Below are 13,559 nucleotides of genomic sequence, written 5' to 3' on the forward strand. Positions count from 1 at the left end.
GGGAGTCTATTTCAGCGATAGACCGTCACTCACCAGGAGTTTCTCTAAAGCCTCATAGCTCTGAACCCCATAGGCTGTGCGACCGTTCACAATATAATACGGAACACCTTGGATACCTAATTCATGTGCTTCGGAAATATCCTGTAAAACTGACTTTTCATATTGTTTAGAGACGAGTGCCTTCCTGAATTCTTCTTGATCTAGCCCGATCTTTACCGCTATCTCAGTCAGAACATTCTGATCGTTGATGTTTTTTTGCTCTTGAAATTGAGCGGCAAAAACTGCATCATGATACTCATTGCCACACCCATGGTCTTCCGCAAATTTAGCCCCTTCTAAGGCCATTCTAGAGTGTTTGCTTTTCTCATTGAAGGTCATTTGCAGACCATACTTTCGGCCTAACGCTTCCACACCTAATTTCGCTTGGGCCAGATAGTTCGGTGACTTCTCAGGAATTTCCAGACCCTCCGGCCTTAACTCAAAGGATTTCCATTCAATCAAGATAGCTTTGTCCTTGGCCAACTGGTCAAGTGGGACTTTCCCAATCATGCAAAAGGGTCATAAAAAATCTGAAAAGATTGTTATCTTATTTGTCATAACTTTTCCTCCAATGCCGGAAAGTAAAGAATGCTTACTTAGATCAATTCATCATAGAAGGGCCACTGTTCACCACTGATAGCGGCTATTCTAAATAAATAATCGTTTCCCATATGTTCTCGCATATCGTCCTTAAAGCCCTTACTTTTCAAGAGATTCAAAGTCGTGTAATTAGCAGCATACCCTGATAAGTACTTTGCCCCTTGTTCCTTGGCAAATCCTCGCAAATTATTCAGAACAGTATCCATCACAGTGTCACTTAATAGATCAAAGTCCTCATTTTTGACTAAGACGATATCATTGATGAACAGCTCCTGTTTGTTCAGCTTAGAAACATGCAGACTGATAATCTTTTCTTCATATCCTAAGGTGTCGACCCACATGATCTGTGGTATTTGGATCCCTAACAAACCTGCTAACTCGGGACTATCACGATGAGTGGTATAGTACTCTTGTAATAATTGCACAAGTGATAAATTATGTGCTCTTGCTTGTACAGAAATATTATATTGACTGGGATATTCTAATCTTATTTCATCGTCACGAAACACCTTGATACCTGGGTCCCGGCCTATTTCTGATTTCAAGTCTTCAATCGGGAAAATCCGATTGATTTGTTCCTCTGATGGATTCCACTCTTCGACATAAATTCGCTGCGCCTTAACTGCCATTATAATTCACGCCTTTCGAGATCTGCTTTAATAGTAACAATCATATCGTATTTTTATTTAAATCGCTAATTGGCTATTTTTTTTGTTTGTTCAAAAAATCGGACTTCCTATGAAAAGTTTACCACTTAATACCCCTTTTACTGTATTAATAAATACGTAGAGCCAAAGAAACATAAGAAGTAAGGTTAAAATTGCACTGAACCAATAGGTTAATGGCGTCGAGAAAATTGTCGCAACTTTTTGGCTCGCGATGGTATAGGCGGCCAAGGGAAAGATAAATGCCCACCAGCCTAAACTAAATGGAATTCCTCCTCTTCGGTAATGATAAAAAGAAATCATCCCTATGATTCCGATAACCCAAACACCAAAACCCCATATGATCGCTGCCCCTAGATAAGCCAGGTCTACGTAGTCCACCACTCCGAGGTTTTGTGCACTTTTTGCAGTATCGATAATAGCAATAACAGCCAGCCCCACTGCACTCAACAGGATTCCAAAAGAAGGGGTCAATTCGGCTGGGGGTAGAGGATATTGCGCTAAGCGAACAAAAATTATTGCACTGATAAATAGAAATAAAAAGAAGCCTATACCAAACATCACAATGTTCACAATTAAAATAGACATGCTCCAGGTCGGCTCAAAGTTAAAACTCATATTTAAAACAAGATTTCCTAACAACAAGGTGGCCATATTAGCAATCGGGGCCATTATCCAAGAGAAATTTGTAGTTTCTGGCTGGGGTGCCACTTCTACCTGTATAATCCTGAAGGTTGTGTAGAACGAAAAAAAGGTTACCCCCACAATTCCGATCACCCAAGCAAAGGTTGTCAGCTGAAAGGTGAGCAGACCTCCCAAATAGTCACTCCAAATAGTATAGATATTCGTTCCGAGGATAATGGTAGCCACGGGCATTGTCACAAAAAAATTACTAGTCACTGGATGGTGGAGGTCCCTACGTGCATACTCAAAAAACGCTATCCAGCGAATAATCCAAGGGCCAAGAACCAGAAAATAAAGGGCACCCGCCAAAGTAGCAAACAGTAAACTCAGAAGATGTGCTGCAGGAAAGACTTTTTGCCATTGATTTAAGATATTGGCAAGACCTCCTGTGCCCATGATCACTGCAAACCATCCTGGTGCTAAATATTTGATGGCGTGTCGCTCAACCATGCTGTCATATTCCTTTCTCTTATGAGGCTCCTCTTTTAGCGATCATTTCAATTTCCACTTGGGCCGACTAGCGGCAACGATGCTACCCCAATTGTGGTACGGGCGGGATAAGGGGACAAAAATTGCTTTGCATAGACTGAATTCATGGCCTTAAAATTACTCATATCTGTTAAAAAGACATTAACTTTTATCACATTATCCGGTGTTAACCCCGCTGCAGACAGGACATTGAATAAATTCTCAAAACATTGTTCAGTTTGGGCGATTATATCCCCGGTGACCAGTTTTCCGGTCGTGGAATCGATAGGGGTTTGTCCGGAAAGGTATATCGTATCACCCGATTCGACAGCATTGGGAATAGAGGCCAATCGCTACTGCTCCGTCAGCGTTGTAAGAGTTTCGTGGCATTTATTTGCTACCTCCTTTAAATCTCTAGCATAAATTGTTTTGTTATTTCAAAAAATACCCTACTCAGCAGAATTCAACAGAGGACTATCTTATCCTTCTAAGCTTCGCAAAATTAAATTCCTTCTTATTATTTTCCATCTTGATTATATATTGCGAAGAATGAGGGAACTATAAGTTCGTTAACTACTTATTTGGTGTAGATTTAAGAAATTATTACGGGAATAAGGAGCTGAGTGCTTTGTCATCTTCTAACGATGCTGAAAAATTCCGTGAAGAACAACATGACGTGCCCAGTAGAAAGATAAGAAAAGTCGTTATTTATTCAACTTTGGCAGTGGTACTGCTAGGGATAATAGCCTATGCAGGAATGCACTACACCTCCCAACCAAATTTTTGCGCAAGTTGTCATCAAATTAGTCCTTCTGTAACCTCATGGTCTCAGGGGAAACATAAAGATGTTACTTGCTTAAGATGTCACGCCGATCCTGGCACAATTGGTTATGTTAAGCGTAAAGTTGGCGGATTAAAGGAAGTATATTTGCATGTTACGAACCAAGTTCCTAACAAGTTAGAGGCAAAGTTAAATCCTGAAGCTTGTATTTCTTGCCATACCAGTGGCGAGTATCCCAAAGCCAAGAATCTTCTCCTAACTTCCGGAGCTCTTGCGCCCAGGTTTCCGCATGCCGAAATTTTAAAGAATAAAACTTCGTGTCTTACGTGTCATCAGAATGTGGGGCATAGTAAAGACTCAACAAACCAGTGAAACTGGCAAGATGATCTTAAGCATCTAAAATTATTAGCCTTTACTTGGTTAATCCAAGCAAAGGCTTTATTACTGAAAGAGAATCCAATATCCTCATCCCCTTATCACTGACTCAACCACTGATGCATCACAAACGCATCTACTAGTCCTTTCTCCTTGTGATTAAATGCTTTGGGAAGTGTACCAACAATCTCGAACCCACATTTTTTCCATAATTCAACTGCTACTTGATTTGTAACGCATAAGTCTCTCCCTTTTTAAAAATTTCTTGCAAAATAGTCCATATTTGTTCAAAATCACTCTTCGGCTTTACGGATCACGATCATTCTTCTCTTCCTCCTCCCACTAAACTCTAACACCTTAATAAGTGGAACACACCCTACCACCCTTTGCGGCTACGCCAGAACTCTGGCTGAATGAGTACCAGCAAGGTAAAGAGCTCCAATCGACCAAGCAACATGCAAAGAATAAGAACGCTTTCTCCAAAGGCGTTAATGGAAGAAAACGTGGTCATCGGACCAACCACCCCAAATCCTGGACCTACATTCCCCAAGGTGGTAACCACCGCACTCATTGCATCAAATGGTTCTAAGCCAGTAGCAGTAATAAGAAGAGTTGCAAAGGCAAAAATACTGAGAAAGAGAAAGAAGAAAACAGCCACGGTATTTAAAACAAGAGGATCAACTGACCTTTTCGCAAAGCGTACGTTAATAACTGCTTTTGGGTGGATTGCCCTTTTCAACTCAGCCCAACCTAGTTTAAACAGTAGGATAATTCGAGAAACTTTTATTCCACCAGCAGTAGATCCTGCACTTCCACCGATAAACATCAGGCATAATAGGATGAACTTGCTTACAGAAGGCCACTGATTAAAGTCAGCAGAAGCGTACCCCGTTGTGGTCATAATCGAAGCAACCTGAAAGAGCGCCTGCCGCAGTGAATTGCCAACCCCAGTACCCATCGTCCACCACAAGCTCAAGGTAATTGTAAGCGTTGAGACTGCAATAATTAGCAGATAGAATTGAAACTCCACATCTTTAAGAATCTTTTTTACCCCTGAGCGCCAAGCCAGGTAATAAAGGCCAAAGTTTCCTCCAGCAATAATCATAAAAATAACGACTATCAGTTCAATCCCCAAATTATCATAGTACATAATACTGGCACCTTTCGTAGAAAAGCCTCCAGTCGCCATCGTTGTAAAGGAATGATTGATAGCATCAAACCAAGTCATACCCACAAGTATTAGGAGAATGATTTGCAAAACTGTAAAACCAAAGTATATTTGCCAGAGTTTTAGAGCATTATCGCGGATTCTGGGAAGAACACGTTCGGAAATTGGCCCGGGAACTTCTGCATTAAATAGATGAACTGCGCCTGTCATGTTTGGCAGAAAGACAATAAACAACACTATAATCCCCATACCCCCAAGCCACTGGGTCATACTGCGCCAAAGGAGAATGCTCTTAGAGAGGATTTCAACATTGTCAATAACACTCGCCCCTGTTGTGGTTAAACCAGAAACAGTTTCAAACAAGCCGTCAAGATAGGTAGGCACAGCTCCACTCAAAACATAAGGTAAAGCTCCTGTTATGCCCGTCAGTATCCAAGCACCGGCTACAATGACAAATCCTTCCCTTAAACCCATTCGTCCGTCTTTCTTACCATGTGCCACTAGGCTGATCCCTAAAACCAGGGTTACGATGATGGAGAGGAGAAACGCAGGCACGCTTCCTTCCTTCCAGATCAATGAAACTAATAATGGAGCGCCCATGAAAGTTGCATAAGCAAGCATAAGACGGCCAAGGATATCTTCGACTAATGAATAGTTCATTACAGAGCCCTACCTTAAAAGATTTTACTAATTTTTTTAATGGAACTTGGCAAAGTAAAGATTACGACGCGGTCGCCTGGTTGGAGAATAGTATATCCATTAGGAATAATTAACTCATCTCCACGCAATAAAGCACCGATCAACATATTGCTAGGAATCCTAGCATCTTTTAGTTTACGACCGATAATCGAAGACTTGGCAGAGACCACGATTTCCATCGCCTCTGCTTTAGCGCCTTCCAGCAGCGATACTGCTACAACCTCACCAGCGCGAACTTGACGCAGAATAACTCCCGCAGTTAAGAGTCTCGGCGAAAGTATAACATCGACTCCCACCTTACCCATGAGAGACATATATTCGGCACGACCCACTCGGACAATCGTCTTTTGAGTTCCTAGATCCTTAGCTAAAAGGGCCAGCAACAAATTCAACTTATCGTCACTTGTTAAACAAACTACCGCATCCGTTTCTCCAACTCCCTCTTCGATTAGGAGGTCAATATCTGTACCATCCCCACAAAGCACGAGTCCTTTGTCAATACTCTTGGCCAATTCGTTGCAACGCTCTCGACTTTTCTCGATAACTTTAATTGACATTCCAACATCATCAAGAATCTTGGCCAGATGTCTCCCGATGCGACCTGCACCAATGATCATCACCCGTTGAATCTTGGTTTTCCTTTCAGCGAATTGTTCGCTGAATTCTTCAATCGATTCCTGTGCTCCGACAAAGAAGACACTGTCCTCAGGTAGTAAACAATCCGTACCATTAGGTATGATCATTCGGTTCTGACGCAGGATCCCTACCACAAGTATTCGGTCTGGCAATGTTAATCTCTTAAGCTGAATATTGACGAAGGGAGACTGCGCTCTGATCCGAACTTCCAATAAACGCACTTTCCCGTCCCCGAAATCTTCAACATCCAAAGCAGCTGGTGTGAGAAGAATACGACTAATTTCAATGGCTGTTACCATTTCCGGATTAATGGTTAGATCAATGCCTAAGGCTTTATTAAATTCCAGCTGATTTTTCCCTGCATATTCCTGATTTCTTACACGAGCAATGGTTCGAGGTATTCCTGCTTGTCTGGCGGCCATGCAGGCAATCATATTAACTTCATCCCGATCCGTCACTGCAACCATTAAATCAGCATTTACCAAATCAAAATCTGCCAAAAATTGCGGACTAGCACCGTTACCGCTGATCGTCATTACATCCAAGCTATTTTGAACGATGAGACGTCGCTCCTCATCCTGCTCAATCACGGTAATTTCATGTCCCTCTTCGGATAAGCGCTGGGCCAAACTAAATCCTACTTTTCCAGCTCCTACAATCACGATACGCATAGACTTTTATTTTCTCCCTTCCACCAATTGACTAATGGGACCACTCTATCATGAATAACATTCTGCTATTCGGCAATCTTTAGGGTAATTCCTTTATTTTATAAGTCTGATACATATATTTGTCAAATTATAATATTATTTTACAGATTTGTCCCGTTCAAAGAATAGCTTGGATTACATTAAAACATACTTTATGATAAACTCTTAGTGACACTTTTAAGTTCAGAAAGTAAATTTCTGCCTAGTATAAGAAAGTCTGAAAGTAGGAATTTTAGTGTTTATTGGGGCACGCACCATCAAAACAGGAATAGCTGTAACAACCACACTCTTTATATGTAACCTTTTTCACATCGAACCTGCTTCCTTTGCTGCGATCACTGCAGTTGTAAATATGCAACCTTCTGTCAGTCAATCTCTGAATAACGCCTGGCAACAAATTGGTGTACATCTGCTATCCGCAACCTTGGCATTATTCATTGGCATTCTCATTGGCGCTAATCCAATATCCATCGGAGCTATTGTCATTGTCCTTATTCTTATCTGTAACTGGATCGGTTGGTCCGGCGGCATTGTCTTAGGAATAGTTTCAATCATTTTCATCCTTGACTCTCCTCCGGAATCCTTCCTCATCCATGCCCTCTCCCGGTCTCTTAGTATCTTTGTAGGACTTGGGGTAGCCTTGCTAATCAATCGGGTTTTAGCTCCACCCAGATATAAAACCAAACTCCTCGATGCCCTTCGATCACTTCTCTTCAACTCATCTGCGTTTTTCTTAGAAAGTCTTCACACCTTCATCCAAGCCGGATCCTTAACCTCCTACCAAAAATCTGACCCCCAAGAACTCATCATCCAACTTGATGATCTAACGATTCTATACGAGCATGCTCGTGAAGAGATAACCATTGAAGACAATCCTCCCATAATCGAGAGGCTCATGGAGATTTGTCGAGGCTTTATTGAACGTGGTCAAAGCATCACTCAGATGACGGCTCAACGGGTCGAACGCAGACAAACGACGTACTCCGAGGCTGAACTCCAAGAAATCACTGAACAATTCCAAGGAATCATGGATGTCTTGTCGGTTGGACACGGAAAACTGACTGAACTGATTCACGCTCTCCGCCTTAGCCTTACTGAAAAGAAACGTAGTGGATTCTATACAGATGACATTTCCTACTGGGAATCATTTGATAAGGCTATTGACGAATGGAACCGGCAGGTGAGTGGAGTTTTTTATTTACGAGCCTTAATGGAAGTATCGGTTGTTGCCACAGAGCTGCGCTGGGCGGAGCGCCGTACCAAAACGGTGCTCAATCTGATTGATAAACAGTATAACTTAAAGCAGAAAAATAGGCATGCCTAATCGTTAGATAATATAAACAAGAAGGCGACCTTGCCCCTGAAGCAGGTCGCCTCATATAATTTTAAAATGTAAGAGCACGTAATGATCTACCTTAGCACCAATACACATAGCATGTTACCTAACTATGATCTCAAGACCATAACAAAGCAGTTCACTACCATATTGATGGTTCGTTCAACCTTAAAGGATATCTACCTGACTACAGATAAACTCTCGGCTACCTATAACCAGATTTCTTACACATGCATATATCTCACGATCTATGATTGAGTATGAAAAACTCAACATCCCAAAGATCTTGCTCGACCCATATACACCTAAATTGGCATATATGTTCGGCTCGACCATTACGCACCCTTATGAAGATATTATTTGCTAGTCTGGCAGGAACTATTCATTGGCCTCTCTATCGCCCGGATCAATTTTCGCGTTTAGTGCTTGTGCATAACCATTGGCCTTAAATTAGTGTGCCCAATGATATACGCTAAGATTGTCTTCTTCTTTTTTGTTATCAGTACGATTATACAGGTAAATATTGGGTGAATCAAGTAGAGGTAAGCCCTGGATAGGTGTAGTACTTTTTCCTATCTTAACAGGAGTATACAAGGGGGTTATGGCATATAAATCTTCCATTTCCGAGTTATTTAGCCGTATACAGCCCTGAGAAACTTCTTGCCCAATGCTCGAAGGCAGGTTAGTTCCATGAATAGCAAAATTGATATTTGACAATTCCATGGCCCTTGTCCCATATACATTTTGGTCAAGGGGTACAAATTTATCGGGATTCATGATTTTTTTAGAGATAAAAAAATCACCCTCGGGAGTTGAATCCTCTTTTCCAAGTGCTACAGAATATTTCCTTATTATTCGATCACCGGAAATTACCAGCAAGGTATGGTTGCCCTTATTTATAGTAATAGTTATTGGAGAAAATGGAATCTCTTTAACGTATGGTATATTTGGCTTTATTGCCTCTTTTACAACAGCTACCCAGTCCTGATTAGCAGGATTCTCCATCAATGAATATAGCCACCCGCCCTCTCCTGTTGAGGATAAGGTCACAGTATGCTTTAACTCAAAAGGGTCGTTCGGTAATTCCGTTAAGTAATTGTTGGGGAAAGGTTGAATAAGGGTTTTAAGATCTTCTGGCAGATAACCGTTTTTTTTGGAAAATTGGTATGTAGCACTTCTTACAACTGTCGTCGTTTCCCATAATTGACGTTCTTGGCTGGTGTCAAACGCTGTACTTTCCTGTGGATAAATATATACCTGAATATTTTTATCCCCGCCTGCCCAAAAGACCATCCCTCTTTCTGTATTCGTTTCATCGATAGCCACTACCTGTTTCGCCTCAGAAACAGGCTTCATTTCGTAGTCAGCTTTTAGTCCCGCAACGAGTTGATTAACTAGTAATTCTTTACTTATCTCACGTTTAACGACGATTACCTTAGCTGGATCTTTAAGGCCAGGAAAGGTAATAAGAGTGGTGGGTTTCTGCTCTATAACCTCATACGGCAACATATACAGATAATGATTGTTTATATGATTGGTCGTAGTTCGAAGTCTAGGTAAGAAAATCATGGCTAGAATTAAGGCCATAATTAATCCGAAAATTAAAGTTAGTAATAATCGAGTTTTACCATTTTTACTGACAAACTTTTCAAGATTAGCAAGATCCTTACTTTGTGTAATTTTCATGGCTCGTTCCATTCTTAGAACATCCAGTCTTGCAGATAGAAACCCTTTGTTAAAAGAACGATTGATCAACTCAAATGATTGTTTCATTAATTTATGATATAAAGTCAAATACTGATCGGTCTTGGTAAGATTGTACCTATCCAAATAGTTTCTGGCTTCAATTTCATATTCTAAACCAACATAATACAGAGCTTCCTTATCTTCAGGTCTTTGAATCAAGAGTTTTTTCCAAAATAAAGGATCATTTTTAGAAAGATAATAGCCATTTCCTAAACTAAATAAATTTCCCTTTAGTTTGGTAGACTCCAAAGTAACCACATCCCCCTCGCTGGATAAATCCACATGCGTTATTAAGCGGTGCATCAATTCACGCTACTATGTAAACTATTCAAAATTAGATACTATAAGACTTCTTTCAGAAAAAATAATTAAAACAAGTCTATAAGCTTTTTCGCTTACAGACTTGTTTTAATTATTTTCCCTTTAGGGAAAAAGCATTCAAAAAGTAATTTCTAGTCCATTAACATTTCATAATATCGAAGTTTGATTTGTTCTACCCTCCCTGAAAAAAATGTATTATTAGCTCGAAAGTGTTTTAATACAGGCGGAAAAAAGTATTGTCTGTTCAGAACACAACTGTTATAATTTCAGCATGTCCTTTTAGCGAAGTAATTTTTACGGCAAATTTATTAATAATTCGTTTAAAAGCAAATAAAAAGGAAGGATAGTAGTACGGAAATTTCAATTAATTGTATTATTGTGTCTAAGGCTGGGTCGCTAGAGGAAGCTACAGAATGTTAGCATGGTAGGGAAAATAATTTAAGCACTTAATTCCAAAAGAATTGTTATAATCTCGAATTTATCTAGCAAAATTGAAACGGGGTGGATTTATGTTAGGGCTGACTGACCCGGGGGTTATTGCCGCATTTCTCTTGTCCATTGGCAGTGCCCTCTTATGTGTAGTTTATGGTTTAATCAATTGGAATAAAGACTGAAATTTCATAGTTTTGAAGGGTGGAGTCGTAAGTGGGTATTTTTATTGTTGTCTTAGCAATTTATATATTAATCACAGCCTTTCTAGGATACCTTGGTTATAAGCACACAAAATCTTCAACCGATTATATGGTGGCAGGTGGAAATATCCATCCTTATGTCATGGGCATGGCTTATGGAGCAACCTTTATCTCTACCTCTGCCATTGTTGGGTTTGGAGGAGCTGCCGGTTTTTATGGCCTGAGTATGTTATGGTTAACCTTTGCTAATATTTTCGTGGGAATTTTCATCGCCTTTGTTTTCTTTGGCAAGAAAACACGCACCTTAGGACAGAAACTTAAAGCCTATACCTTCCCCCACCTCTTGGGAGCTCACTATCAATCAACCTTCATTCGCAAGTGGTCTGCGGCACTCATGAGTATTGTCTTACCACTTTACGCCGCGGCCGTAATGATTGGTGGAGCCAGATTTTTAGAACAGACCTTGCAAATGAACTACACTACAGCGCTCTGGGTTCTCTCTCTGATAGTTTTAGCGTACGTCTTTTTTGGCGGCCTAAGAGGAGTTGTTTATACTGATGCCTTCCAAGGCACCTTGATGTTCATTATGATGTTTCTTCTACTCAGTTTCACGTACATGAAACTTGGCGGCATCTCAGTGGCACATGCTAAGTTAAACGCCATGACAAGCCTAGTTCCTGCAGCTTTAGCGCAACAAGGAATGACCGGTTTTGCCTCAATGCCCACCTTCTTAAGCCAAAATTGGTGGTTTGTCATATCCACCTTAGTCCTCGGAGTAGGTATCGGAGTGCTAGCTCAGCCACAACTTATAGTTCGTTATATGACGGTTAAATCCGGCAAAGAGTTAAACCGCGCCTTAGTTTTCGGGGGAGTTTTCATTCTATTTATGACCGGGGTTGCTTTTACCGTCGGTGCCCTTTCCAATGTCTACTTCCACGAAACGAGTAATACTATTGCCATGACAGCGTCCGCCATCGGTGGAATTGGTCCTAACACAGATAAAGTAATACCCTTGTTTTTAGCTGAAGCATTTCCTGCTTGGCTGGTTTACTTTTTCTTACTTGGTCTATTGGCAGCAGCTATGTCTACCTTGAGCGGTCAACTTCACATTATCTCAACCTCAATTAGTTATGATCTTTTCGGTAAAACCAGTAAGGATGACCCGACTAAAACACTCTTACTCGCCCGTGTAGGGCTAATTGTAGGGTTCATTGCCACTGTTATGGTAGCCAACGTCTTACCGGGTAACATTATCGCAGTGGCCACCTCAATCTTCTTTGGTCTCTGTGCCGCAGCTTTCCTACCAATATACGCTGGTGCCCTTTGGTGGCCGCGTGCCACGAAAACTGGCGCAACTTGGAGTATGCTGGTTGGGACCCTTGTTTATAGTTTTATGTGCATCTTTGTCTATACTAAAGAATCTGCCATCTTTGGCTTAGCCAAAGTTCTATTTGGCAAAAATTCGCTGGCTGGAACTGGCCCCTTAAGCTATATCGATCCCTTAATAATCGCTCTTCCTGCCAGTATTATTGTCTTCATCATCGCCTCATTAGTTACCAAACCATACAAGCCTGTCGCTTAAATTGCTTGGAATTTAAGGCATTGAGATACAATCAGCCACTTTGCCAATCTTGCAAAGTGGCAGATTTCAGCTTCTACGACTTATATTCGTCTTTCCCTAGGACTCGTTTAACTCAAGTTGCCACTTGTAGTTGTGAGCGTCTCACGATTGGCTGAACTCTTTACTAGTGAGTTATATCTAAAAATAAGAAGGGTTTTAGATCCTAACGTTGAATTGAGTGGATAACGGAGCCCCTTTTTAATGATTATCAGAACAAGATTGGAGATGACCTCATTGCTTAAGCTAGCCAAAATAATAATCGACTCGATCAACTTCCAAGTCGACCAAGCCAAGACACTAACTCAATACCGCAAACCACTTATTGGGTTCGCCTCAGTCCATGACCCCCTATTTAATCAAATGAAGGAGATCATTGGGCCCCATCATTTACACCCAACCGAACTTCTACCCGACGCTCAAACGGTTATAGCCTTTTTCTTACCATTCACTGAGACCATAGTAGCAGCTAATCGAAAGGATTCCCAGATAGCAAGAGAATGGGCCATAGCCTATATAGAAACGAACGAACTTATCGCAACCATTAGCTCAGAACTTAAACAAGTATTAGCGAGTCAGGGAATAAATGTGGCGACTCAACCCGCTACTCATAATTTTAACGAACAGGATTTAACAGCAAGTTGGTCAAATAAAAGCATGGCCTATGTTGCAGGGTTAGGGACCTTCGGACTGAACCACCTTCTGATTACCTCGGCTGGATGCGCAGGGCGTTGTGGTAGTATGGTAATCTCCGCTGAAATTACGCCCTCCCCTCGGCCAGCCACCGAAAACTGTCTCTATATCAGAGATTCCAAATGTCAGTTTTGCGTTAACAACTGCCCCACCGGTGCTTTAACACTGCAAGGTCTGGATAAACATACATGTTATGCTCATTTACTAGAAGTGGATAAACAGTTCCCGGACTTGGGTTTATGCGATATTTGCGGTAAGTGCTCAGTAGGACCCTGCGCCTTAATATAACTTTATATTAAATAAAACTCGCCTGAAATATGCTCTATCCCATCGATATGATAATTTATCTTAGTATCAAGCAATGAAATTCACGGGACATAGACGACGC

At 41.1% G+C, this 13,559-nt stretch carries 12 protein-coding genes; 5 read left to right on the forward strand and 7 right to left on the reverse strand.

What is annotated here, in order from left to right:
- Positions 1-6: 6 nt before the first annotated feature.
- The 4 genes from ACYQ3Q_RS13565 to ACYQ3Q_RS13580 form a co-directional block, all read right to left on the reverse strand.
- Positions 7-597 carry a DsbA family oxidoreductase gene (locus ACYQ3Q_RS13565; protein WP_459929077.1) on the reverse strand — a complete coding sequence of 197 codons (591 nt, stop codon included), beginning with the start codon at positions 595-597 and terminating at the stop codon, positions 7-9.
- A 38-nt stretch (positions 598-635) separates the two neighbouring features.
- On the reverse strand, positions 636-1,268 hold the full coding sequence (locus ACYQ3Q_RS13570; RefSeq protein ID WP_459929078.1) for a hypothetical protein: 633 nt from the start codon (positions 1,266-1,268) through the stop codon (positions 636-638).
- Between the two features lie 90 nt (positions 1,269-1,358).
- Positions 1,359-2,438, reverse strand: coding sequence for an SLAC1 family transporter (locus tag ACYQ3Q_RS13575; protein WP_459929079.1), 1,080 nt, complete (start codon positions 2,436-2,438; stop codon positions 1,359-1,361).
- 47 nt (positions 2,439-2,485) lie between these two features.
- On the reverse strand, positions 2,486-2,806 hold the full coding sequence (locus ACYQ3Q_RS13580; protein WP_459929080.1) for a RidA family protein: 321 nt from the start codon (positions 2,804-2,806) through the stop codon (positions 2,486-2,488).
- A 278-nt stretch (positions 2,807-3,084) separates the two neighbouring features.
- Between ACYQ3Q_RS13580 and ACYQ3Q_RS13585 the strand changes: the two genes are divergently transcribed.
- Positions 3,085-3,609 (forward strand): cytochrome c3 family protein, encoded by a 525-nt coding sequence (locus tag ACYQ3Q_RS13585; RefSeq protein WP_459929081.1) that lies wholly within the window; start codon positions 3,085-3,087, stop codon positions 3,607-3,609.
- Positions 3,610-3,988: 379 nt separating this feature from the next.
- Here ACYQ3Q_RS13585 and ACYQ3Q_RS13590 read toward each other — a convergent pair whose 3' ends face one another.
- On the reverse strand, positions 3,989-5,440 hold the full coding sequence (locus ACYQ3Q_RS13590; RefSeq protein ID WP_459929082.1) for a TrkH family potassium uptake protein: 1,452 nt from the start codon (positions 5,438-5,440) through the stop codon (positions 3,989-3,991).
- 14 nt (positions 5,441-5,454) lie between these two features.
- Positions 5,455-6,786: a Trk system potassium transporter TrkA gene (gene trkA / locus ACYQ3Q_RS13595; RefSeq protein ID WP_459929083.1), complete on the reverse strand. Its 1,332-nt coding sequence runs from the start codon at positions 6,784-6,786 to the stop codon at positions 5,455-5,457.
- Positions 6,787-7,060: 274 nt separating this feature from the next.
- Here trkA and ACYQ3Q_RS13600 point away from each other — a divergent pair, with 274 nt between their 5' ends.
- Positions 7,061-8,149 (forward strand): FUSC family protein, encoded by a 1,089-nt coding sequence (locus ACYQ3Q_RS13600; protein ID WP_459929084.1) that lies wholly within the window; start codon positions 7,061-7,063, stop codon positions 8,147-8,149.
- A gap of 462 nt (positions 8,150-8,611) precedes the next feature.
- Here the strand turns inward: ACYQ3Q_RS13600 and ACYQ3Q_RS13605 are convergent, their stop codons facing one another.
- Positions 8,612-10,165 (reverse strand): L,D-transpeptidase, encoded by a 1,554-nt coding sequence (locus ACYQ3Q_RS13605; protein WP_459929085.1) that lies wholly within the window; start codon positions 10,163-10,165, stop codon positions 8,612-8,614.
- Between the two features lie 572 nt (positions 10,166-10,737).
- On the opposite strand from ACYQ3Q_RS13605, the gene ACYQ3Q_RS13610 reads away from it, so the two are divergent.
- The 3 genes from ACYQ3Q_RS13610 to ACYQ3Q_RS13620 all read left to right on the forward strand — a co-directional run bounded on the left by ACYQ3Q_RS13610 (position 10,738) and on the right by ACYQ3Q_RS13620 (position 13,459).
- Entirely contained in the window at positions 10,738-10,842 is a 105-nt protein-coding gene (locus tag ACYQ3Q_RS13610; RefSeq protein ID WP_459929086.1) for a symporter small accessory protein, read from the forward strand.
- A gap of 31 nt (positions 10,843-10,873) precedes the next feature.
- Positions 10,874-12,442 carry a sodium:solute symporter family protein gene (locus tag ACYQ3Q_RS13615; protein ID WP_459929087.1) on the forward strand — a complete coding sequence of 523 codons (1,569 nt, stop codon included), beginning with the start codon at positions 10,874-10,876 and terminating at the stop codon, positions 12,440-12,442.
- A 240-nt stretch (positions 12,443-12,682) separates the two neighbouring features.
- Complete coding sequence (locus ACYQ3Q_RS13620; protein ID WP_459929088.1) at positions 12,683-13,459, forward strand: 4Fe-4S binding protein; 777 nt, start codon at positions 12,683-12,685, stop codon at positions 13,457-13,459.
- Positions 13,460-13,559: the final 100 nt, after the last annotated feature.

It is taken from the genome of Desulfosporosinus burensis, assembly GCF_054657535.1.

Excerpts from the sequence above, each read along its gene's own strand:
- ACYQ3Q_RS13620 (WP_459929088.1), top strand. The coding sequence starts at position 12,683 with ATGATTATCAGAACAAGATTGGAGATGACCTCATTGCTTAAGCTAGCC.
- ACYQ3Q_RS13570 (WP_459929078.1), bottom strand. The coding sequence starts at position 1,268 with ATGGCAGTTAAGGCGCAGCGAATTTATGTCGAAGAGTGGAATCCATCA.
- ACYQ3Q_RS13575 (WP_459929079.1), bottom strand. The coding sequence starts at position 2,438 with ATGGTTGAGCGACACGCCATCAAATATTTAGCACCAGGATGGTTTGCA.
- ACYQ3Q_RS13590 (WP_459929082.1), bottom strand. The coding sequence starts at position 5,440 with ATGAACTATTCATTAGTCGAAGATATCCTTGGCCGTCTTATGCTTGCT.
- ACYQ3Q_RS13610 (WP_459929086.1), top strand. The coding sequence starts at position 10,738 with ATGTTAGGGCTGACTGACCCGGGGGTTATTGCCGCATTTCTCTTGTCC.
- trkA (WP_459929083.1), bottom strand. The coding sequence starts at position 6,786 with ATGCGTATCGTGATTGTAGGAGCTGGAAAAGTAGGATTTAGTTTGGCC.